This is a genomic window from Zoogloea sp. 1C4, from assembly GCF_009469605.1.
Taxonomy (GTDB): domain Bacteria; phylum Pseudomonadota; class Gammaproteobacteria; order Burkholderiales; family Rhodocyclaceae; genus Zoogloea; species Zoogloea oryzae.
Genome location: NZ_SSXU01000002.1, coordinates 209,795 through 230,204, shown reverse-complemented (window position 1 = coordinate 230,204; position 20,410 = coordinate 209,795). Strand labels below are relative to the sequence as shown.

Sequence of the window (20,410 nt, the reverse complement as noted above, 5' to 3'; positions counted from 1 at the left end):
AGCCCGACAAGAGCAGGCGCGAAACGAAAAAAACGGCAGCAGCGCCTTGCACGCTGCTGCCGTCATCCGGGATGGGGTCAGCTCATTCTTCGAGCAGGCTGCGCAGCATCCAGGCGGTCTTCTCGTGGACTTCCAGCCGCTGGGTGAGCAGGTCGGCGGTGGGCTGGTCATTGGCCTTGTCCACCAGCGGGAACAGGCCCCGGGCGGTTCGGGCGGTGGCTTCCTGGGCGGCCACCAGCAGACGGACCATGTCGAGCGCCGCCGGCACGCCTTCGGGCTCGTCGATGGAGGTGAGCGAGGCGAACAGCTTGCCGGTGCCCGGCGCCGGGTGGCCGAGGGCGCGGATGCGCTCGGCGATCACGTCCAGCGCGTTCCACTGCTCGGTGTATTGGGCCATGAACATCTGGTGCAGGGTGTTGAACATCGGCCCCTTCACGTTCCAGTGGAAGTTGTGGGTCATCAGGTAGAGGTTGAAGCTGTCGGCCAGGAGGCGCGACAGGCCGGCGGCGATCTCGGTCCGGTCGTCGGCGCTGATGCCGATGTCCATCACGGGGCCGGCGGTCTTGGTGGCTTTCTTTTTCATGGTCGTCTCCTTGTCGGTCGTTCGTCGTCGATGGAGAGAGTATAGGCCTGGCCGGGGGCAGCGTCCAATTGTCATGTTCGCTGCTGACGATTGGAAAAACCAATCGTCCGGCGGATGATGGGCGGCGTCATCCCGGAACGAGCGCGCCCGCCATGACTCTCCATCACCACGCCTTCATCTCCTACAGCCACGCGGCCGACGCCCGGCTCGCGCCGGCCTTCGAGGACGGGCTGGAACGCATCGGCAAGCCGCTGCTCAGGCTGCGCGGGCTGGACGTGTTCCGCGACGGCTCCGACCTCAGCGCCAGCCCCGGCCTGTGGTCGGGCATCGTCGCCCACCTGGAAGCCGCCGAATGGCTGCTGTTCTTCGCCAGCCCCCAGTCGGCCGCGTCGCCCTGGTGCGGCGAGGAGGTGGCATGGTGGCTGACCAACCGCAGCGTCGATCGCCTGTTGATCGTGCTCACCGCCGGCGAGATCGTGTGGGACAAGCAGGCCGGCGATTTCGACTGGACCCACAGCACCGCCCTGCCCCGCTGCCTCGCCGGCCGGCTGACGGAAGAGCCCCTGCACGTGGATCTGCGCTGGGCGGCCGATGCCGAGTCACTCACCCTCGACAACACGCGCTTCCACGAGGCGGTGACGAGCGTCGCGGCGCCCCTGCGCGGCATGCGCCGCGACGAGCTGGACAACGCCAACGTCCGCCAGCTCCGGCGCAACCGGCTGTTCGTGCAGAGCGGCGTCACCGCCATCGCCATCGCCGCGGTGCTGGCGATGTGGCAGGCCAAGGTGGCGCGGGATGCCGAAGCGGTGGCCGTCGAGCAGCGCCAGCGGGCCGAGGTGGCCCTCGCCGCCACCCAGCGGGAACTCCTCCATGCCCGCAGCGCCGAGCTGCGCGCCCTCGCCCTGCGGCTCGACCAGCTGGCCGCCGCCGCCCGGGCCCGGCCCGATGGCGCGTCGGATCTGGCCGGCATCGAGATTGAGCAGCGCGGCCTCGCCGAGCGCCTTGCCGACATCACCCGCCAGCATCAGGCCACGCTGGCGGCGCAGATCGGCTTTCGCGGCGATCTGGATTTCCTGATGAAGCGCGAAGGGGTAGCCGGCACCGTGAAGCTGCTCGGCCGCTCCGGGTGGATCGACCCGGCCACCGATCTGGCCACGGCCCGGCCGGAGGTGATCCGCCGCCGATATGAGTTCCTGCTCACCCCGGCCGAACTGCAGGCGGTGCTGGCCGTCACCGGCAAGCGCGACGCCGACGCCCAGGCTGCCTTCGCCGCCAACCCGATCCTCGAACGCATCCGCATCAAGCCGGCCGACGTTGCCCAGCTGGTGCCGGAGGTGGTCGAGGTGTGGTGGAAGGGCGTGCTGTCTCGCCACCCGGAGGTGGGCGAAGCCGCCACACCCGCCGCGGTGCACACGGCCCTGCTGTCGCTGGCCTTCAACGTGGGCTTCGGCCAGCGGCACTGGGCCACCCTCACCCCGCTCATCGCCGGACGGCGCTGGACCGAGCTGGCCGATGCCATCGAGGCGCTGCGGATGCCGGCCGGCTTCCCCGCCCTCCAGCGCCGCCGGGCCGAGGAGGCCGCGCTGATCCGCGCCGCACTCCCCAAACCGCCCGGCTGACTCAGCCCATCGCCGTATCGAGGAACATCATCACCGCAAAGCCCGCCATCAGGCCGAGGGTGGCGGAGGTCTGGTGGCCGTTGCGGTGGGTTTCCGGGATCACCTCGTGGGACACCACGAAGATCATCGCCCCGGCCGCCAGGCCCAGCCCGATAGGGTAGGCCAGCGCCAGCCCGCCGGCGATGCCCGCGCCGAACAGCGCGCCCAGCGGCTCCATCAGGCCCGACGCCCCCGCCATCAGCACCGCCGGCCAGGCCCGCACGCCCGCGGCGCGGAGCGCCATCACCACGGCGAGGCCCTCGGGGATGTCCTGGATCGCGATGGCGCTGGTGAGAGGCAGGCCCACGTTCATGTCGCCCTGGGCGAAGCTCACCCCGATGGCCATGCCTTCCGGCAGGTTGTGCAGGGTGATCGCCAGCACGAACAGCCACACCTTGCCCACCCGGTCGCAGCCCGGGCCGCAGGGGCCGGTGCTCTCGTGTTCGTGGGGGGTGAAGCGGTCGAGGCCCAGCATCAGCAGCACGCCCAGGGCCATCCCGGCGGTCACCGTGAGCGCCCCCATCGCGCCGTTGCCGGTCATCTCCTTGGCGGCGGCAAGGCCGGGCAGGATCAGCGAGAAGGAGCTGGCGGCCAGCATCATCCCCGCCGCAAAGCCCAGCAGGCTGTCCTCGGCCCGGGCCGACAGCTTGCGCAGGGTGATCCCTGCCAGCGCGCCCAGCGCCGTGGCGCCAAAGCCGGCCAGCCCGCCCAGCATCGCCAGCCGCAGGGGCTCGCCCCCGCCGGCGATGCCGTCGCTTACGCCGCTCGCCAGAAGCAGCAGCATCGCCGCCAGCGAGATCACCAGCCCGCCGGTCATCCACGGATGCTGGCGGGCCTGGATGCGCCAGGCGTCCCGCCACGCAAGGCCCGCCATCTCGCCGCCGGCCAGCGCAAGGCCGCCGGCGCTGTTGTTATCGTTCATCGTTCCTCCCGGATCGCGGCCGGATCAGCCGACGAGGCTGCGGGCCATCTCGGCGAGCCACAAGGCTGCACCGATGGCGACGACGACCGAGCCGATCACGAAGCGGACGCGGTGGTCCTGGGCATTGGCGTGGGCCGCGTGGCTGGCGTAGCGGATCGTTCTCATGGCGGTCACCTCCTGTCTCTTGATGATTGCATTCTTGCCGCTGCGGATCATCAAGTCCAATTGCCAATATTCCTGCTCGCGATAGGGTCAATTGATCGCCCCTCAGCCAAAGCGCACCCCCTGGGCCAGCGGCAGGCTGCCAGAGTAGTTGATGGTGTTGGTGGCCCGCCGCATGTAATTGCGCCACGCGTCCGAGCCCGCCTCGCGGCCGCCGCCGGTCTCCTTCTCGCCGCCAAAGGCCCCGCCGATCTCGGCGCCGGACGGCCCGATGTTCACGTTGGCGATGCCGCAGTCGCTCCCCGCCGCGGCCAGAAACTGCTCCGCCTCGCGCAGGTCGGTGGTGAAGATCGACGAGGCCAGCCCCTGGGGCACGCCGTTGTGGAGCGCAATCGCCTCTTCGAAGCGCCGGTAGCGCAGCGCGTAGAGGATGGGGCTGAAGGTCTCGCGGGCCACCAGCGCGGTCTGTGCCGGCATCTCCACCAGCGCCGGACGCACGTAGCAGCCGTCCGGGCAGCCCGGCACGGCCACCGTTTCGCCGCCGTCCACACGGCCGCCTTCGGCCTGCGCCTGGGCCAGCGCCACCCGGTGGGCATCCAGCGCCACCTCGTCGATGAGCGGCCCGACCAGCGTGGCCTCATCCAGCGGATGCCCCACCCGCAAGCTCGCCAGCGCCGCGGCCACCCGCGGCAGCAGCACCGGGGCAATGGATTCATGCACGATCAGCCGGCGCAGCGTGGTGCAGCGCTGGCCCGCCGTGCCGGCCGCCGAGAAGACGATCGCCCTGAGCGCCAGCTCCACATCGGCCGACGGGGTGACGATCATCCCGTTGTTGCCGCCCAGCTCCAGCAGGCAGCGCCCGAAGCGCGCAGCCACCCGCGGCGCCAGCGTCCGCCCCATGGCCGTCGAGCCGGTGGCCGAAAGCAGCGCCACGTCCGGATGATCGGCCAGTGCCAGGCCCGTGGCCGCCGGCCCCACCAGCACCTGGCTGAGCCCCGGCGGCACGTCGCCCGCCTCGGCCATCGCCGCCAGCAGCAGGCCCTGGCAGGCCAGCGCGGTAAGCGGCGTGCGCGACGACGGTTTCCAGATCACCGCGTCGCCGCACACCAGCGCCAGCGTGGCGTTCCAGGCCCACACCGCCACCGGAAAGTTGAACGCGGAGATCACCCCGACCACCCCCAGCGGATGCCAGGTTTCCATCATCCGGTGGCCCGGCCGCTCGCTGGCGATGGTGAGCCCGTAGAGCTGGCGCGACAGCCCGACCGCGAAGTCGCACATGTCGATCATCTCCTGCACCTCGCCCAGCCCCTCGGCCACGATCTTGCCGCTCTCGATGCTCACCAGCCGCGCCAGCTGCGGCTTGTGCCGGCGCAGCAGCAGCCCGAAGCGCCGCACCACCTCGCCCCGCCGGGGCGCCGGCTCCAGCCGCCAGCGCAGGAAGGCCGCCCGCGCCCGGGCCACCGCGCCGGCCACGTCGTCGGCCCGCGGGGCCATGCCGATCCGGCTGCCGTCGATGGGCGAACGCACCGCCCAATCCCCCGCCGCCGGAGCCGGCTGCCCGAGGGCCCCGAAGATGGCGGCAACTTCCGATGAAAGCAGTGGTGCGCCCATGGCAGACTCCTTGTCCGGCGGTGATGGCTGTTCGACACCCCTCCCGCCGCAACAATCCGCACCCGGCAAGAATTCGCTCCGGGAGCGATCACCACAAGCCCCCGCAGGTCGGACTTCAATCCGACAGCCCCTGCCCGATCAATGCGCGGTGTCGGACCGCCGTCCGACCTACAGGGCCGCCACCAGCGCAAGCACGATTCCATCGCAAGAAGCGGAGTGCAGGCGCCGCCAAGCCGGTCTACAGTTCGAGCACCCAAGCCGGAGCCCCCCATGAAACCCGCCACCGCCAGCCCGATCACCGCCGACCCGCGCTGGGCCCGCGTCCTCGCCCGCGACGCGGCCGCCGACGGCAGCTTCTTCTACGCCGTGAGCACCACCGGCGTGTTCTGCCGCCCCAGCTGCGGCGCCCGCACGCCCCGGCCGGAGCACGTACGCTTCTACCCCACCGCGGCGGACGCCGAAGCCGCCGGCTACCGCCCCTGCAAGCGCTGCCGGCCGGATGCGCCGCCGCTGGCCGAACGCCACGCAGCCCTCGTCGCCGATCTGTGCCGGCGCATCGACGCCGCCGACACCCCGCCCAAACTCGCCGATCTGGCCGACGCCGCCGGCCTCACGCCGCACCACCTGCAGCGCGTCTTCAAGGCCGTCACCGGCCTCAGCCCCCGGGCGTGGTTCGACGCCAGCCGCGCCCGCCGCCTGCAGGCTGGGCTGGCCGACAGCCCCAGCGTCACCGACGCCCTGCTGGGTGCCGGCTACCCCGCCGCCAGCCGCTTCTACACCCAGGCCGACGCCGTGCTCGGCATGACGCCCGGCACCTGGCGCAAGGGCGGCGCCGGCACCGACATCCGCTTTGCAGTGGGCCAGTGCAGCCTCGGCGCGATCCTCGTCGCCGCCACCCCCCGCGGCCTGTGCGCCATCGCCCTGGGCGACGACCCGGCCCGGCTGGTGGCCGATCTGGAAGCACGCTTCCCCCGCGCCCGGCTGATCGCAGGCGACGCCGATTTCGAGCAGTGGATGGCCCGGGTGATCGGCTTCGTCGAAGCCCCGCGCATCGGCCTCGACCTGCCGCTTGATCTTGCCGGCACGGCCTTCCAGCTGCGAGTGTGGCAGGCGCTGCGCGTGATCCCGCCGGGCAGCACCCTCAGCTACACCCAGCTCGCCGAGCGCCTGGGCCTGCCAAAATCCGTGCGCGCCGTGGCCGGCGCCTGCGCCGCCAACCCGGTGGCGGTCGCCATCCCCTGCCACCGGGTAGTGCGCAGCGACGGCGCCCTCGCCGGCTACCGCTGGGGCCTCGACCGCAAGCGCACCCTCCTCGACCGCGAAGCAGAAACATGACCACCGCCAGCCTCTTCGACGACCTCGCCGCACCCGCTGAAATCCCCATCGACCCGGGCGCGGTACTCCTGCCGGGCTTCGCCCTCGCCGACGCCCCGGCCCTCCTCGCCGCCATCCACGCGGTGAGCGCCACCGCGCCCTTCCGCCACATGGTCACGCCCGGCGGCTTTCCCATGTCGGTGGGCACCACCAGCTGCGGCCAGCTTGGCTGGATCACCGACCGCCGCGGCTACCGCTACGCCAGCGCCGATCCCGAGACCAACCGCCCCTGGCCCGCCATGCCGCAGCTCCTGCAACGCCTCGCCTTTGATGCCGCCGCCCGCGCCGGCTTTGCGGGCTTTACCCCGGACGCCTGCCTCATCAACCGCTACGCCCCCGGCGCCAGGATGGCCCTGCACCAGGACAAGGACGAGCGGGACTTCACCCAGCCCATCGTGTCCGTCTCCCTCGGCCTGCCGGCCACCTTCTTGTGGGGCGGCGACGCCCGCGGCGACAAGGCCCGGCGCATCCCGCTCCAGCACGGCGACGTCTTCGTCTGGGGCGGCCCGGCGCGGCTGCGCTTTCATGGCATCGCGCCGCTCAAGGACGGCGAGCACCCCGCCACCGGCGCGTGCCGGATCAACCTCACCTTGCGCAAGGCCGGCTGAAGCACCCGGGCGCGAACTCATCGGCCCGCCCGGCGACAAACCGACTGAGCCCACCCGAACGCGCCCGCCATGCAACTGCCCGCCGACTTCCGCCCCGCCGATTTCCTCGCCTTCCACGGCCGCGACGCCCGCCAGGTGGCCGAGCGGGTCACCGGCAGCCGCATCGAAAAAGGCATCCTGTGGCACGGCCACCCGGCCCGCCTCACGCTCGATCTCTCACCCGGCCGGGCCGAGGTAAGGCTCGACGTGGACGGCCCCGCGCCCGATCCCGCGGAAGTCGCCCCCCTCGCCCGCCACCTGCTGGGCCTCGACCAGCCCGTCGCCCAGCTTGCCGCCGCCCACGGGGATCACCCGCAACTCGGCCCCCTCCTCGCCCGCCTCCCCGGCCTGCGCGTGCCCCAGGCCGCCACGCCCTTCGAAGCCCTCAGCTGGGCCATCACCGGCCAGCAGATCAGCCTCGCCGCCGCCGTGAGCATCCGCCGCCGGCTGATCGAGACAACCAACGAAGCCGCCGGCACGCGCCACAGCAGCGGCCTCGCCTGCTACCCCGACGCCGCCACCCTCGCCCGCCTCGACGAGCCCCGACTCCGCGCCGCCGGCTACTCCACCACCAAGGCCGCCACCCTCCTCCACGTCGCCCGCCGCACCGCCGACGGCCACCTGCCGCTCGACCACTGGCTGCACACCCGCACCCCCGCCGCCGAAATCCACGCCACCCTCGCCCAGCTCCGCGGCATCGGCCCGTGGACCATCGACTACACCCTGCTCCGCGGCTTCGCCCAGATGGATGGCTCCCTCCACGGCGACGTGGCCGTCCGCCGCAAACTCCAGGCTCTCCTCGGCCACGACACCCCGCCCACGCCCAAGGAAACCCAGACCTGGCTCGCCCAGTTCGCCCCCTGGCGAGCGCTGGTCGCGGCGCTGCTGTGGGCAAGCTGACAGGCGCCAGCCTGTCCCTCGGGCGTAGGTCGGGTTAGCCCTCCGGGCGTAACCCGACACCACAACACCATCCCACGCGGACGGGACGCACCAGCAAGGACTACCGAGCGCGGGAAAAGATGCCGATGGAAACGCTGACGCATCAGGGTCATGCGGGCGCGTCGGGTTACGCCCGCTGGGCTAACCCGACCTACGGACTGAGACCTTGCACGCCGCGTCGAAGCTCACATAACGCGAGTTATCTGTAGGGGCGACTTCAGTCGCCCGCGGACACCCACCCACCGCCCCGTCATTCCTGCGCTATGCTCCCGGCAAACCATCGCGCAAGCACCCGAACGATGAAAACCGCCCACCATTTCCTCGCCCCCGTCCTCCTCGCCCTTGCCCTCGCCGGCCCCGCGGGCGCCGAAGACAAGACCGTCCCAGAATCCGACTTCAACGCCTACAAGGAACTCGCCCAGGTCAAGCTGGACGCGGCGAAGGAGAGCCTGCAGAAGGATGTCGCCGCGCTGGGCACGCGGGTGGATAACCAGGACAAGCGGATCGACCAGCAGGGAAACCGGATCGGGGATGTGAGCATTTCCCTCACTTGGTTCGGCATTCTCCTGACCCTCCTCGCCATCATCGCCGGCTTCGTCGGCTACTACACCGCCAGCACCAAGGCCCGCAAGGAAGCCCAGGACGAAGCCAGGAAGGCCGTCGACGACTGGCTGAAAACCCACGAAGCCGACCTGAAACAACGGATCAAAGCCGCCGAAGACTTTGCCGCCGACTCCCGTACCCACATCCAGACCTTCGAAGACGAGATCAACCAGCTCAAGGCCCAGCTCAGCGACAAGCTCATCGCTCACACCAACAGAACGATGGCCGAAACGAATGCTCTGGCTGAAGACGCCAAGCGGCAGCTCCAGGCTGCCATCGCACAATCCGCCGGCCAGACGACGCCCCCCGCCTCACCCGAAGCCCTCGAAGCTTTGCAGGCCCAGGCCGAAAACCTGCGCCACAAGGCGGAAGCTGAGTACTCTTTTAACGACTGGAATGACCGCGCCTTTGCAGCCCTTGGGGACAGCAAGTTCGAAGATGCCGCCCAATACTGGCAACGTGTGTTGGAGGCCCCTGATGCGCCACCACACATCGCGGCATGGGCCCTGAACAATAAGGGCGCCGCCCTCGAACGCCTTGGACATCTAGATGAAGCCGTCGCCGCCTTCGACCTTGTCGAGGCTCGCCACGCCCACGACACAGCCCTGCGCGAGCCGGTGCTAACTGCGCTCGTCAACAAGGGCGTCGCCCTTCAGCGACTCGGACGCACCGCCGAAGCCATCGCCGCCTTAGACCTCATTGAGGCCCGCTACGCCACGGACACGACCCTGCGAGTACCGGTAGGTCAAGCGCGAAATGATGTGGGCTTTATGCTGCTGTGCCGGGCTAAAGCGGATTGGGCTATCCGGGACCGACGGCAAGCCGACCTGGATCTGGCAGCCCGCCTGTTTGAGCAAGCGGAAGCAGACGTCGACGACAAGCCAATCGTCCTCGGCAACCGTGCCTACTGCGCCCACCTGCGCGGCGAGCCGGTCGAGGTGGTCCGCCCGCAGCTGGAGCGGGCGCTGAAAGACGGCGGGGAGCGGCTCTACAAGGGTGCCCTCGACGACCTCGCCATCCACCCGGTGCCGGAAGACGCTACGTACCGCGCCCTGCTCGATGAGGTGTGGGGGAAGCTGCGGGGGGAAGACCCGCCTGAAGCGGCGCCAGTCGCCGGTTGAGCCCAGCGCCCGGCATGGCTTTCGCAGGAAAATCCCTCCGGGCTCCAGTTAAATTGCCCGGCAGCATATTTTCTGCGGCTTCCGGCCTAAATTTAATTCCTCGCAGCTATTAAAAAATCGCTCGCGGCTTTGTCGAGAAATACCGCTGAGCAATTAATTAATTCCAGATTCGGGCAGCCTCTGGCCGATTCGGAATTAATTGATTGCCGGCGTCTTCTCGAAAATTGCGATTTCGCCGAGCCCCTGCGTGAAAAAGGGTTTTTCCTGCAGGGTTTCGGAAATTTTTATCTCCGTGGCGGGATTTTCCTCGGGGGGATGGCCCCAGGGCTGGAGAGCTGCGGAGAAAACCTGGCGAGGTTCGGGATGACGCTGGGCGGATTTCGTGCAGGGCTGGGGCGATGGGGGATTTGTCTGGAAAGGCGGGGGATCTTGCTGGCCGGTTTTTTTTGTTGAGGCTGGGTGGATTGGAGATTTGGTGGGGCTGCGGGGTGGGCGTGTCGGACTGAAGTCCGACCTACAGGGGCTTGGCACGCGGAATCTGTAGGTCGGACTTCAGTCCGACATCCCGACGCCCGATCAGGCTTCACGCTCGGACCCACCGCCCCCGGCCACCCGCGCGGGGCAGGCGGCCGGGCTTGATGCAATTCCCGTCAGAACACCTTCATCAGCCGCAGATTGATCCGCAGATCCTCCCGCACGCCGTTTTCCACCGCCAGATCTCGGCCGGCGGAGCCGAGTAGCTGCCAGCCGGGGGCGAAGAAGTGCCCGGCGCCGACCAGGGCGCGGGTGCGGCGCTGGCGGTCGTTCTGGCGGGCGCCGTCCACCTCGGTCTCGCCGCCGGCCAGTTGCGACAGCGTGAGGTGGAGGCTGGTGGTGGGGGCGACGTGGTAGCGCAGGTGGGCCTGGGCTTCCCACATGGGGCGCTGGCTGAGGGTGCGGCGGTCGGTGCCGAAGTGGGTGTTGTCGCCAAACCACTGCATGTCGCCCACGAGGTCGAGGGTGAACTTTTCGCCCAGGGGCACCACGGCGGCGCCCTGCAGCGCGAACTTCCAGCGGTTCTCGCCGAAGGGGTTGAGGGCCCGTTGCGGGTCGTACTTGCCGGTGGGCAGCCACAGCCACGGGGTGATGCCGAAGGAGCGCCGGCCGGGGTCGTCCTTGAGCAGGAAGATGGTGGAGGCGAGGATCAGGTCGCCCATGCCACTCGCCACGTCCAGCCCGCCCAGGTCGCCGCCGGTGCGCACCCGGCCAAAGGGCAGCAGGAACTGCGGGGCGACGGTGACGCCGCCCACATCCACGTACTTCACGCCCCGCGCGATGCCCACGTCCACGTCGAGATCGGCATTGCCGGACACCTTGTGCCCGCCGGAATACAGGGATTTGCCCGACGCGTGCTGGTAGTAGAGCAGCGCGAGCCCGGTGCCGGGCGGCAGGTAGGTGTAGTCGCCGGGATCGACGGCGACCGCGTAGGCAGCGCCGGGCAGCGTGGCGGCGATCAGGCTGGCGGCGAGTAGCGCGCCGAGGGGCCGGCGACGGGCGGGGGCGTGGCAGAGGGATGCGTTCATGGGGATCTCCTTTGATGTGGGGTTGGGCGGCCGGATGTGCCCGGCCGTTTCTTCTTGATCGCACGAGACCCGGGCGCCTTCCGCCAGCCCTTTCCACAACCTCGCCGGCATGCCACCGATCTTGTGCCGGGCCGATTCTAATCACGCAAAAACAGGGGTTTGCGCCGCCCGGGCGGCTAAATCGGGCGATTTCCCGTTTCGTTCAAAAGATCGCCAAGGATCGACAAGATCGCCGGCAGGCCCTGCCCCTAGATTGTCTCCACGGCAGCAGCAGTCGCGGCTTTGCCCCCGACGCCGCTCCGCTTCCGCAGGCTTGCCCCACCCCGGGGGACGGCCACACCACAAGAAAGTGAAGGAGACAAAATGAGCACGAATAGCCCCCAGCCGACCCGCACCCCCGCCGCCACCGACGAGGTGACGCATCTGGACGCCCTCATCATTGGCGCCGGCGTTGCCGGGCTGTATCAGCTGCACCGCCTGCGGGAGATGGGCATGAAGGTGCGCGCCTATGAGACCGGCACCGGCGTCGGCGGCACCTGGTACTGGAACCGCTACCCCGGCGCGCGCTTCGATTCCCAGGCCGAGATCTACCAGTATTGGTTCTCGGAGGAGCTGTACAAATCGTGGCAGCCCTCCGAGCGCTTCCCGGCCCAACCCGAGACCGAGCGCTGGCTCAACTACGTGGCCGACACCCTCGATCTGAAGAAGGACATCCAGTTCAGCACCCGGATCGCCTCGGCCCATTTCGACGAGGCCAACGACCTGTGGCGGATCGAGACCGCCGCCGGCGAGAAGATCACCGCCCAGTTCCTGATCGCCTGCTGCGGCATGCTGTCGGCGCCGCTGTCCGACCGCTTCCCGGGCCAGGCCAGCTTCAAGGGCCAGATCTTCCACACCGGCCTGTGGCCGAAGGAGCCGGTCGATCTGAAAGGCAAGCGCGTGGCGGTGGTGGGCACCGGCGCCACCGGCATCCAGGTGATCCAGACCATCGCGCCGGAGGTGGGCTCGATGAAGATTTTCGTGCGCACGCCGCAATACGTGATCCCGATGCGCAACCCCAAGTACTCGGGCGCGGACTGGGAGAAATGGGGTTCGCGCTTCCATGAGCTCAAGGCCCGCGTGCGCAGCACCTTCGCCGGCTTCGACTACGACTTCGACGCCGGCCCGTGGGCCGAGAAGACGCCGGAAGAACGCACCGCGGTGCTCGAGAATCTGTGGGAAGACGGCTCCCTCGCCCTGTGGCTGGCGTCCTTCCCCGAGATGTTCTTCGACGAGGAAGTGAGCGAGGAGGTGTCGGTGTTCGTCCGCGCCAAGATGCGCGAGCGCCTGCACCACAACCCGGCGCTGTGCGATCTGCTGATCCCCACCGAATACGGCTTTGGCACCCACCGCGTGCCGCTGGAGAACAAGTATCTGGAGGTGTACCTGCAGCCCAACGTGACGGCGGTGGATTGCCGCACGGTGCCCATCGAGCGGGTGGTGCCCGAGGGCATCCAGACCGCCGACGGGGTGATCCACGAAGCAGACGTGATCATCCTCGCGGTGGGCTTCGACGCCGGCTCCGGCGCCCTCACCCGGATCGACATCCGCGGCCGCGACGGGCGCTCCCTGAAGGCCGAATGGGGCCAGGAGATCCGCACCGCGATGGGCCTGCAGGTGCACGGCTACCCCAACCTGTTCACCACCGGCGCGCCCCTCGCCCCCTCCGCCGCCCTGTGCAACATGACCACCTGCCTGCAACAGCAGGTGGACTGGATCACCGACTGCATCGACTACGCCCGCCGCAACGGCAAGAAGGTCGTCGAGGCCACCGAATCCCTGCAGGACGAATGGGTGCAGCACCACGACGAGACGGCCAACAAAACCCTCGTGGTGAAGACCGACTCCTGGTACATGGGCTCCAACGTCGAGGGCAAGCCGCGCCGGCTGCTGTCGTACATCGGCGGGGTGGGCAACTACAACCAGAAGTGCGACCAGCTGGCGAGCCAGGGCTACCCCGGCTTCGAGATGCGCTGAGCCAGGCGGAAAGGACACCCAACATGAACCGACTTTCCGGCAAGGCCGCCGCCATCACCGGCGGTGGCAACGGCCTGGGCGCGGCGATCGCCCAGCGCATGGCTGACGAGGGCGCCGCCATTGCGGTGCTCGACCGCGACCCCAACGGCCGCGCGGTGGCCGAACGTATCGCCGCGGGCGGCGGGCGGGCGCTCTTCGTGCAGACCGACGTCACCGACGAAGCCCAGGTGAGCGCCGCGCTGCGGGCGGCCTTCGAAGCCTTCGGGCGCCTCGACGTGCTGGTGAACAACGCCGGCATCGAGGGCGAGAACGTGCCCACCGACCGCCTCTCCCTGGCCGAGTGGAACCGCGTGATGGCCGTCGATGCGACCGCGGTCTTTTTGTGCACCAAGCACGTCATCCCCTACCTGCGCCAGGCGGGCGGCGGCTCGGTGATCAACATCTCGTCGATCTACGGCATCGTCGGCGGCGGCGACATTCCGCCCTACCACGCGGCCAAGGGCGCCGTGCGCTGCATGAGCAAGAACGACGCGCTGACCTACGCCAGCGAGCGCATCCGGGTGAACTCGATCCATCCGGGCTTCATCTTCACGGCGCTGGTGGACCGCTACGTGCACGACGCCGGCCTGGAGCGCAGCGCCGCCAAGGCCAGCCTCGACGCCCTGCATCCGCTGGGCGGCACCGGCACCCCGGACGATATCGCCTGGGGCGCGGTCTACCTGGCGTCGGACGAGTCGCGCTGGGTGACCGGCGCCGAGCTGGTCATCGACGGCGGCTACACCGCGCGCTGAGCCCCCACCCCGCAGCACCGGCCGCCCTGCGCGGCCGGGCACCCACCGGAGGAAATCGACATGAACAACTATTACAGCCAGGACAACCACGGTCCGTTCAAGACCATCAACATCGGCTCGCTGGAGCTGGAGGAAGGTGGCGTGCTGCCCGACTGCACCCTCGCCGTGGCCACCCACGGCAACCTCAACGCCGCCCGGGACAACGCCATCCTGGTGCCCACCTGGTATTCCGGCACCAGCAAGATCATGGAGCAGGTGTACATCGGGCCGGGCCACGCCCTCGACCCGACGCGCTACTTCATCATCGTGGTGAACCAGATCGGCAACGGCCTGTCCCTGTCGCCGAGCAACGCGCCGGCCGCCATCGCCGGGCCGAACTTTCCGAAAGTGCGCATCGGCGACGACGTGCGCGCCCAGCACCGGCTGCTCACCGAACACTTCGGCATCGACCGCCTGGCGCTGGTGGTGGGCGGCTCGATGGGCGCCCAGCAGACCTACGAATGGGCGGTGCGCTACCCGGACATGGTCGAGCGCGCCGCGCCCATCGCCGGCACCGCCTGCAACACCGAGCATGACTTCGTGTTCACCGAGACCCTTGTCGAGGCGATCACCACCGACCCGGGTTTCCGCAACGGCGACTATTCATCGGCGGCCGACGTGGCGGCGGGCCTCAAGCGCCACGCCAAGATCTGGACGGTGATGGGCTGGAGCACGGAGTTCTTCCGCTGCGGGCGCCACCGGGTGCTGGGCTTCGAATCGGTGCCGGCCTTCGTGGACCAGTTCATGACCGGCTACTTCGGCCCGATGGACCCGAACAACCTGCTCGCCATGGCCTGGAAGTGGCAGCGCGGCGACGTGAGCCGCCACACCGGCGGCAATCTCGCCGAAGCCCTGGGCCGCATCAAGGCCAAGACCTTCGTGATGCCGATCAGCCACGACATGTTCTTTCCACCCAGCGACTGCGTGGCCGAGCAGCAGTTGATCCCGAACAGCGAGTTCCGCCCCGTGAGCAGCATCGACGGCCACCTCGCCCTGTTCGGCACCGACGCCCACGCCATTGCCGAAGTGGACAGCCATCTGCGGGAACTCCTCGCCCGCTAGCACCACCTCCGAAAAGGTGACGTCGTCCTTCAGCAGGGACGCGACGGCACCGGCGCTCCCCGCGGGTGCCTTTGCGGCGCATCAGGGCAACCTGGTGCGCCATTTTTTTTGGGTGGCGCTGAGGGGGTTTGGGAGAGACCGTGGCTTGCAGGACGGCCGACGAACGCCGCGTCAGGCGCCGCCGTCCTTCTTCAGCCGGGCTGGCGTGGTGCCCAGCCGCGCACGCATCACGCGGGTCAGGTGGGCCTGGTCGGCAAAGCCGCACATGGCGGCCACTTCCTTGATGGCCAGCCCGCGGGTGGTGAGCAGGCGCGCAGCCCGCTCGACCCGACGCGTCATCACGAACTCGTAGGGCGAACAGCCCATCGAGGCGCGGAAGTGCTTGGTGAAGGTCCAGATCCCGAGCCCGAGGGTCTCGGCCATCTGCTCGATGGTGATGCCTTCGTGCAGGTGGGTTTCGACGAACTCCTCGAGCCGCCGCACCCGGCTGGGCGACAGCGGGCCGGCGGGCATCTCGTCGCGGAAGGTGAAGCGCGCGTACTTGCGGAACAGATGCACCGCCAGCTGGATCGACAGCGCCTCCACGTAGAGGCTGCCGCCCAGCCCGCGCTGGCGCGCCTCGAGGGTGATCGAATCGACGATCTGCGTGACCACCGGGTCCTGCCCCTGCAGCACGTCGTGCAGCCGCACCTCGGCCACGCTGCGCTCGGTGACGTCGGAGGCCACGCGGGCCATCAGGGCTTCGGAGAGATAGGTGTGGGAGACCTCGATGCACTGGGTCCAGTGCCAGTGGGACGACTCAGAGCGGGTGAGCAGCGAGAAGTCGCCGGGCGTGCAGCGCTTGCGGCTCCAGCGCCCCTCGACGCAGCGGTCCATCGGCGTGACGCCCGCGTGGTAGCGCACCACCATGAAGTGATCCATCGGCGGGATCGGCACGTCGAGCCCGGTGTAGCGGTAGGCCCGGTGCCCGACGTTCTTCCAGCCCAGACCGTCGCTCGACGAGGTGATCCGGCCTGGCACCCAGGTGGGCAAGTCCCGCGGAGTAATCAGGTTAGCCATCGCGCGAATGCTTCAAAAGATGAAACCGGAGAGCCAGAGGGATGGAGGTCAGGGGCTGCGCCGTGGAGCTGCAATCATACAAAGATTAATTAAATGATTGAATAAAATTAAGTGATTGCGACACGCGCGGGCCGACAGGCCACGGGGCGCACCCACGCGGCACAAACGGAGAAACCAATCGGAAGAAAATGGGCCGCCGGCGGACACCGGCGGCCGGATCGGCCGGGCGGCCTACTTGATGCCGACCACCGCCATCTTGCGGCGCAAAAACGCGATCTGCGTCTGCAGCGACAGCCCCTTCGGGCATACGTCGTGGCAGCCGAGGAGGCTCATGCAGCCGAACACGCCGGTGTCGTCGCCGATGAGTTCATAGAAGTCGTCGTCGCTGCGGGTGTCCCGCGGGTCGAGGCGGAAGCGGGCGATCTTGTTGAGGCCGACGGCGCCGACGAAATCCGGGCGCATCTGGGCGGTGCCGCAGCCGGCGATGCAGCAGCCGCATTCGATGCAGCGGTCGAGCTCGTAGATGGCTTCGGCGAGGGCCGGCTCCATCGGGGCCTCCACCGCGGTGAGGGCGGTTTCTTCCTGGCTGTGGATCCAGGTTTCGAGGCGTTCGGCGGTGCCACGCATCCACTTGCCGGTGTTCACCGACAGATCGCCGATCAGCTCGAACACCGGCAGGGGCGCCAGGGTGATGAGGGGGTCGAGGTCGCGGGTGAGGCAGCGGCACGCGAGGGTGGGCTTGCCGTTGACGAGCATCGCGCAGCTGCCGCAGATGCCGGCGCGGCACACGAAGTCGAACTGCAGCGAGGGGTCGAGGCGCTCGCGGACTTCGCCCAGGGCAAGGAAGAGGGTCATGCCCTCGGCTTCCTCCACGAGGAAATCCTGCCAGTGGGGGGCGATGCCCTCGCCCGGGCTGCTGCGCAGGATGCGCAGGGTGAGGCTGCGGGGGGCTGTCATGGCGGGGCCTTTCGCGGGGGGGGGCGGGGGCGGGCTCAGTGGCCGCCGCGCACGGGGGTACGCAGGCCGTCCCAGCCTTCGGCGTGGATGCCGGGGGCGACGGCGATGTCGCGGCCCAGGTCGCGGATGAAGGCGGTACAGGGCACGCCGGGCACGCCGTTGATCGTCACACTGCAGGTGTTGCAGGCGCCGGAGTGGCACATGAAGGTGTCGGCCCAGGTGGGCGGCAGTGCGCCCTTGGCCTGTTTGATGGCGCCCAGCAGGGTCATGTCGGGGGTTTCGACGATCTCGACCGGGGTGGAACCGCCGGTGAGGGTGCGCAGATGGAGGGTGACGGTGCGGACGTGGGACATGGGAGCGTTCATGGTGTGTCGTCTCCGGGCCTTTCGTTGCGGCCCCGGTAGCGTTCCGGGAGCAGATGGTCGAAGGGCATCAGGGCGTGTTGCAGGGTGTATCGGTCGGCGTGGCCGAAGGCTTTGCGGATGGCGTTGATCTCGTCCGCGCGGATAGCCGTGGCCGGGTGTTCGATGGCGTTGCGGGCGCCGTAGCCGCGCCAGCCGGGGGGCAGCTCCATCGCCGCCACGTCCAGGTCTTCCCAGGCGAGGGTCGGCAGGGTGTCGTCGCCGTGCCAGGTGGCGAGGGTGCGCTTGAGCCAGTTGGCGTCGTCGCGGGCGGGGTAGTCCTCGCGGTAGTGGGCGCCGCGGCTCTCGGTGCGGGTGAGCGCGCCGTGGGCCACGCACAGGGCGAGCTTGAGCATCTTCTGCACCCGGTAGGCGGCCACCAGCTCGGGGTTGCTGCCGGGGCGGCGGGTGGCGATGCCGATGTGGCGGCTCTTCTCCAGCAGTTGCCGGAGTTCTGTCACCGCGGATTCGAGCAGATCGCCGCGGCGGAAGATGCCCACCTTCTCGGTCATGATGTCCTGCATCCGTCGTGTGAGTTCGGCTGCGCTTTCGCTTCCGTTGCCATGCAGCAAAGTGTCGAGCTTTGCCTGCTCCCGTTCGAGGAACTCCCGCACGAGGGCGGTGGAGACATGCAGATCGCCTGCGTCGGATTCCACGAAGTCGGCCATCTTCTCGCCGACGATCATGCCGGCGACGACCGTTTCGGCCACCGAGTTGCCACCCAGCCGGTTGAAGCCGTGGAGATCCCAGCAGGCGGCCTCGCCACAGGCGAACAGGCCGGCAAGGCCGCGGGCGTGCCCCGCGGCGTCGGTGCGGATACCGCCCATCGAGTAATGCTGGGCCGGGCGCACGGGGATCATGTCGCGGGCCGGGTCGATGCCCAGGAAGTGCTGGCAGATCTCCTTCACCTCGCGCAGGCGGCCGTCGATGTGGGCCTTGCCGAGCAGGGTGATGTCCAGCCACAGGTGTTCGCCGAAGCGGGTCTTCACCCCGTGGCCGGCGCGGATGTGCTCTTCCATACGCCGCGACACCACATCGCGGGAGGCCAGCTCGCGCTTTTCGGGCTCGTAGTCGGGCATGAAGCGGTGGCCCTTGGCGTCGCGCAGCAGCCCGCCGTCGCCCCGGCACCCTTCGGTGACGAGGATGCCGGCGGGGAAGATGGTGGTCGGGTGAAACTGCACCGCCTCCAAGTTGCCCAGGGGCACCACGCCGGTCTCCAGCGCAATGGCGGCGCCGATGCCTTCGTTGATGACGGCGTTGGAGCTGACCCGGTAGATCCGCCCGAAGCCGCCGGTGGCGATGCAGGTGGCCTTGGCCACGTAAGCCGAGAGTTCGCCGGTGACGAGATCGCGCACGATGGCGCCGTGGCAGCGCTGGCCGTCATGGATCAGCGCGATGGCTTCGGTGCGCTCATGCACCGGGATGCTTTCGGCCACGGCCTGGTCGGAGACCGCGTAGAGCATGGCGTGGCCGGTGCCATCCGAGACGAAGCAGGTGCGCCACTTCTTGGTGCCGCCAAAATCCCGCGCGGCGATGAGGCCGTGCATGGCGGCGGGTTCGGTGAGCGTCACCCGCTGGCCGTCCATCACCACCTCCCGGGGGCCGGCCTGGATGCGGTTCCAGGGCACGCCCCAGGCGGCGAGTTCGCGCACGGCCTGGGGGGCTGTGTGCACGAAGAGGCGCGCCACCTGCTGGTCGCAGCCCCAGTCGGAGCCGCGCACGGTGTCTTCAAAGTGCACGTCCTCGTTGTCGCCGGCGCCCATGGCGGTGTTGCCGAGGCTGGCCTGCATGCCACCCTGGGCCGCGGCCGAGTGGGACCGCTTGGGCGGGACGAGGCTCAGGATGATCACGTCGTGGCCGCGGCGCCGGGCGCCCACGGCAGCGCGAAGGCCCGCGAGGCCGCCGCCGATCACCAGCACGTCGGTGTAGTGGATGCGCATGGTCAGCCCCGGGCGGTCTTGGCCGCGGTGGGCACGTAGGGTTCGCCGGCGCGGTCGGCATGGGCGATGCCCAGCTGAACGTAGGCCAGCAGGGTGACGAGGCCGAGGCCCACGAAGAACACGCTGAAGGCCGTCTTCACCGCCCGCAGGCGGCGCCGGCTGGCGGCCGGGTCGCGCCCTTCGAGCCAGCCCCACTTGAGGGCCAGCCGGTACAGGCCGACGCTGCCGTGAAGCTCGACCGCGAACAGCAGCAGCAGGTAGAGCGGCCACATGGTGCCCGTCCAGATGCGGTCGGCGGATTCATAGGGGCCGATCAGCTCGGGATGGACGAGCATGCCGTAGAGGTGCACGGAGCCCAGAAAGAACAGCGCAAAGCCGGTCCACAACTGCAGCCACCACAGGCCGGTGTCGCTGTGGCGCAGCTGCCGGCGATGCTCGGCAAAGGCCCGGTACTGGCGCCAGTTGGCGGGAAACTTGCGCAGCGCCAGCCACGCGTGGCCGACGAAGACCGCCAGCACGAAGCCCACCACGCACGACACGACCCACGGCTGGGGCGTGCCGAACAGCCAGCCGGCCTCGAAGAAGCGGGCGACGGTGTAGAAGGCATCGCGGCTGATGAGGATGGACGACACGAAGAACATGTGCGCCACCAGAAAGACCGCCAGAAACAGCCCGGAGGCGCTCTGGAGCAGGTCGAGCCGGGCCGGCCAGCGGCTCTTCTTCAGGCGGCGGGCGGCGTGGGCGGGATGGGAAACCGCAGCCGGAATGCCCGGAATGGCCGGGGCGGCGGCGTCGGGCTGGAAGAGCCCGGTCTGTTCGATGGAACGCGTCATGATGAGGAGACCGCGGTGAATCAACCACCAGCCGGCTGGTCGTGGGGCACCTGCGCGGGGGACGCATCCCTCGCCCGGTGCGACACAACCCGAACCTGGGGTTCGAGCCGGCGCCTTGTCTCCTCTTTTT

Annotated in this window: 18 protein-coding genes; 8 read left to right on the top strand and 10 right to left on the bottom strand. The window is 69.3% G+C overall.

Annotated elements, in window-relative coordinates; translation table 11 throughout:
• Positions 1-82: 82 nt before the first annotated feature.
• Positions 83-583 (bottom strand): Dps family protein, encoded by a 501-nt coding sequence (locus tag GH681_RS03530; protein ID WP_153160075.1) that lies wholly within the window; start codon positions 581-583, stop codon positions 83-85.
• Positions 584-735: 152 nt separating this feature from the next.
• On the opposite strand from GH681_RS03530, the gene GH681_RS03525 reads away from it, so the two are divergent.
• A complete protein-coding gene (locus GH681_RS03525; protein ID WP_153160074.1) occupies positions 736-2,202 on the top strand; it encodes a TIR domain-containing protein in 1,467 nt (488 codons plus the stop codon).
• Position 2,203: 1 nt separating this feature from the next.
• Here the strand turns inward: GH681_RS03525 and GH681_RS03520 are convergent, their stop codons facing one another.
• From GH681_RS03520 to GH681_RS03510, 3 genes are all read right to left on the bottom strand, one after another.
• Positions 2,204-3,163: a ZIP family metal transporter gene (locus GH681_RS03520; protein WP_228111767.1), complete on the bottom strand. Its 960-nt coding sequence runs from the start codon at positions 3,161-3,163 to the stop codon at positions 2,204-2,206.
• A 24-nt stretch (positions 3,164-3,187) separates the two neighbouring features.
• Positions 3,188-3,328 (bottom strand): hypothetical protein, encoded by a 141-nt coding sequence (locus GH681_RS03515; protein WP_153160073.1) that lies wholly within the window; start codon positions 3,326-3,328, stop codon positions 3,188-3,190.
• 102 nt (positions 3,329-3,430) lie between these two features.
• Positions 3,431-4,936: an aldehyde dehydrogenase family protein gene (locus tag GH681_RS03510; RefSeq protein WP_153160072.1), complete on the bottom strand. Its 1,506-nt coding sequence runs from the start codon at positions 4,934-4,936 to the stop codon at positions 3,431-3,433.
• A gap of 270 nt (positions 4,937-5,206) precedes the next feature.
• On the opposite strand from GH681_RS03510, the gene ada reads away from it, so the two are divergent.
• From ada to GH681_RS03490, 4 genes are all read left to right on the top strand, one after another.
• The gene (gene ada / locus GH681_RS03505; protein WP_153160071.1) at positions 5,207-6,271 is read left to right on the top strand and encodes a bifunctional DNA-binding transcriptional regulator/O6-methylguanine-DNA methyltransferase Ada; all 1,065 of its coding nucleotides are present in this window, start codon (positions 5,207-5,209) and stop codon (positions 6,269-6,271) included.
• Complete coding sequence (alkB, locus tag GH681_RS03500; RefSeq protein WP_153160070.1) at positions 6,268-6,918, top strand: DNA oxidative demethylase AlkB; 651 nt, start codon at positions 6,268-6,270, stop codon at positions 6,916-6,918. The genes ada and alkB overlap by 4 nt, the downstream gene beginning before the upstream one ends.
• A gap of 69 nt (positions 6,919-6,987) precedes the next feature.
• On the top strand, positions 6,988-7,857 hold the full coding sequence (locus GH681_RS03495) for a DNA-3-methyladenine glycosylase (protein ID WP_153160069.1): 870 nt from the start codon (positions 6,988-6,990) through the stop codon (positions 7,855-7,857).
• Between the two features lie 338 nt (positions 7,858-8,195).
• The gene (locus GH681_RS03490) at positions 8,196-9,620 is read left to right on the top strand and encodes a hypothetical protein (protein WP_153160068.1); all 1,425 of its coding nucleotides are present in this window, start codon (positions 8,196-8,198) and stop codon (positions 9,618-9,620) included.
• A 650-nt stretch (positions 9,621-10,270) separates the two neighbouring features.
• On the opposite strand, the gene GH681_RS03485 is transcribed toward GH681_RS03490, so the two are convergent.
• The gene (locus tag GH681_RS03485; RefSeq protein WP_153160067.1) at positions 10,271-11,182 is read right to left on the bottom strand and encodes a transporter; all 912 of its coding nucleotides are present in this window, start codon (positions 11,180-11,182) and stop codon (positions 10,271-10,273) included.
• A 363-nt stretch (positions 11,183-11,545) separates the two neighbouring features.
• Here GH681_RS03485 and GH681_RS03480 point away from each other — a divergent pair, with 363 nt between their 5' ends.
• The 3 genes from GH681_RS03480 to GH681_RS03470 are packed head-to-tail and all read left to right on the top strand — an operon-like array spanning position 11,546 to position 15,090.
• Positions 11,546-13,198 carry an NAD(P)/FAD-dependent oxidoreductase gene (locus tag GH681_RS03480; RefSeq protein WP_153160066.1) on the top strand — a complete coding sequence of 551 codons (1,653 nt, stop codon included), beginning with the start codon at positions 11,546-11,548 and terminating at the stop codon, positions 13,196-13,198.
• A gap of 23 nt (positions 13,199-13,221) precedes the next feature.
• The gene (locus GH681_RS03475; protein ID WP_153160065.1) at positions 13,222-13,989 is read left to right on the top strand and encodes an SDR family NAD(P)-dependent oxidoreductase; all 768 of its coding nucleotides are present in this window, start codon (positions 13,222-13,224) and stop codon (positions 13,987-13,989) included.
• Positions 13,990-14,049: 60 nt separating this feature from the next.
• Positions 14,050-15,090 carry an alpha/beta fold hydrolase gene (locus GH681_RS03470; protein ID WP_153160064.1) on the top strand — a complete coding sequence of 347 codons (1,041 nt, stop codon included), beginning with the start codon at positions 14,050-14,052 and terminating at the stop codon, positions 15,088-15,090.
• A gap of 171 nt (positions 15,091-15,261) precedes the next feature.
• On the opposite strand, the gene GH681_RS03465 is transcribed toward GH681_RS03470, so the two are convergent.
• From GH681_RS03465 to GH681_RS03445, 5 genes are all read right to left on the bottom strand, one after another.
• On the bottom strand, positions 15,262-16,149 hold the full coding sequence (locus GH681_RS03465) for a helix-turn-helix domain-containing protein (RefSeq protein ID WP_153160063.1): 888 nt from the start codon (positions 16,147-16,149) through the stop codon (positions 15,262-15,264).
• Positions 16,150-16,380: 231 nt separating this feature from the next.
• Positions 16,381-17,106, bottom strand: a complete 726-nt coding sequence (locus GH681_RS03460) for a fumarate reductase iron-sulfur subunit (protein ID WP_153160062.1) — start codon at positions 17,104-17,106, stop codon at positions 16,381-16,383.
• A gap of 35 nt (positions 17,107-17,141) precedes the next feature.
• Positions 17,142-17,471: a 2Fe-2S iron-sulfur cluster-binding protein gene (locus GH681_RS03455; protein ID WP_153160061.1), complete on the bottom strand. Its 330-nt coding sequence runs from the start codon at positions 17,469-17,471 to the stop codon at positions 17,142-17,144.
• Positions 17,468-19,447, bottom strand: coding sequence for a fumarate reductase flavoprotein subunit (locus tag GH681_RS03450; protein WP_153160060.1), 1,980 nt, complete (start codon positions 19,445-19,447; stop codon positions 17,468-17,470). Before GH681_RS03450 ends, GH681_RS03455 begins: the two co-directional genes overlap by 4 nt.
• 2 nt (positions 19,448-19,449) lie before the next feature.
• Positions 19,450-20,280 carry a fumarate reductase cytochrome b subunit gene (locus tag GH681_RS03445; RefSeq protein WP_153160059.1) on the bottom strand — a complete coding sequence of 277 codons (831 nt, stop codon included), beginning with the start codon at positions 20,278-20,280 and terminating at the stop codon, positions 19,450-19,452.
• Positions 20,281-20,410: the final 130 nt, after the last annotated feature.

Coding starts and splice junctions, on each gene's coding strand:
- GH681_RS03530 (WP_153160075.1), bottom strand. CDS start 583: ATGAAAAAGAAAGCCACCAAGACCGCCGGCCCCGTGATGGACATCGGC.
- GH681_RS03525 (WP_153160074.1), top strand. CDS start 736: ATGACTCTCCATCACCACGCCTTCATCTCCTACAGCCACGCGGCCGAC.
- GH681_RS03520 (WP_228111767.1), bottom strand. CDS start 3,163: ATGAACGATAACAACAGCGCCGGCGGCCTTGCGCTGGCCGGCGGCGAG.
- GH681_RS03515 (WP_153160073.1), bottom strand. CDS start 3,328: ATGAGAACGATCCGCTACGCCAGCCACGCGGCCCACGCCAATGCCCAG.
- GH681_RS03510 (WP_153160072.1), bottom strand. CDS start 4,936: ATGGGCGCACCACTGCTTTCATCGGAAGTTGCCGCCATCTTCGGGGCC.
- ada (WP_153160071.1), top strand. CDS start 5,207: ATGAAACCCGCCACCGCCAGCCCGATCACCGCCGACCCGCGCTGGGCC.
- alkB (WP_153160070.1), top strand. CDS start 6,268: ATGACCACCGCCAGCCTCTTCGACGACCTCGCCGCACCCGCTGAAATC.
- GH681_RS03495 (WP_153160069.1), top strand. CDS start 6,988: ATGCAACTGCCCGCCGACTTCCGCCCCGCCGATTTCCTCGCCTTCCAC.
- GH681_RS03490 (WP_153160068.1), top strand. CDS start 8,196: ATGAAAACCGCCCACCATTTCCTCGCCCCCGTCCTCCTCGCCCTTGCC.
- GH681_RS03485 (WP_153160067.1), bottom strand. CDS start 11,182: ATGAACGCATCCCTCTGCCACGCCCCCGCCCGTCGCCGGCCCCTCGGC.
- GH681_RS03480 (WP_153160066.1), top strand. CDS start 11,546: ATGAGCACGAATAGCCCCCAGCCGACCCGCACCCCCGCCGCCACCGAC.
- GH681_RS03475 (WP_153160065.1), top strand. CDS start 13,222: ATGAACCGACTTTCCGGCAAGGCCGCCGCCATCACCGGCGGTGGCAAC.
- GH681_RS03470 (WP_153160064.1), top strand. CDS start 14,050: ATGAACAACTATTACAGCCAGGACAACCACGGTCCGTTCAAGACCATC.
- GH681_RS03465 (WP_153160063.1), bottom strand. CDS start 16,149: ATGGCTAACCTGATTACTCCGCGGGACTTGCCCACCTGGGTGCCAGGC.
- GH681_RS03460 (WP_153160062.1), bottom strand. CDS start 17,106: ATGACAGCCCCCCGCAGCCTCACCCTGCGCATCCTGCGCAGCAGCCCG.
- GH681_RS03455 (WP_153160061.1), bottom strand. CDS start 17,471: ATGAACGCTCCCATGTCCCACGTCCGCACCGTCACCCTCCATCTGCGC.
- GH681_RS03450 (WP_153160060.1), bottom strand. CDS start 19,447: ATGCGCATCCACTACACCGACGTGCTGGTGATCGGCGGCGGCCTCGCG.
- GH681_RS03445 (WP_153160059.1), bottom strand. CDS start 20,280: ATGACGCGTTCCATCGAACAGACCGGGCTCTTCCAGCCCGACGCCGCC.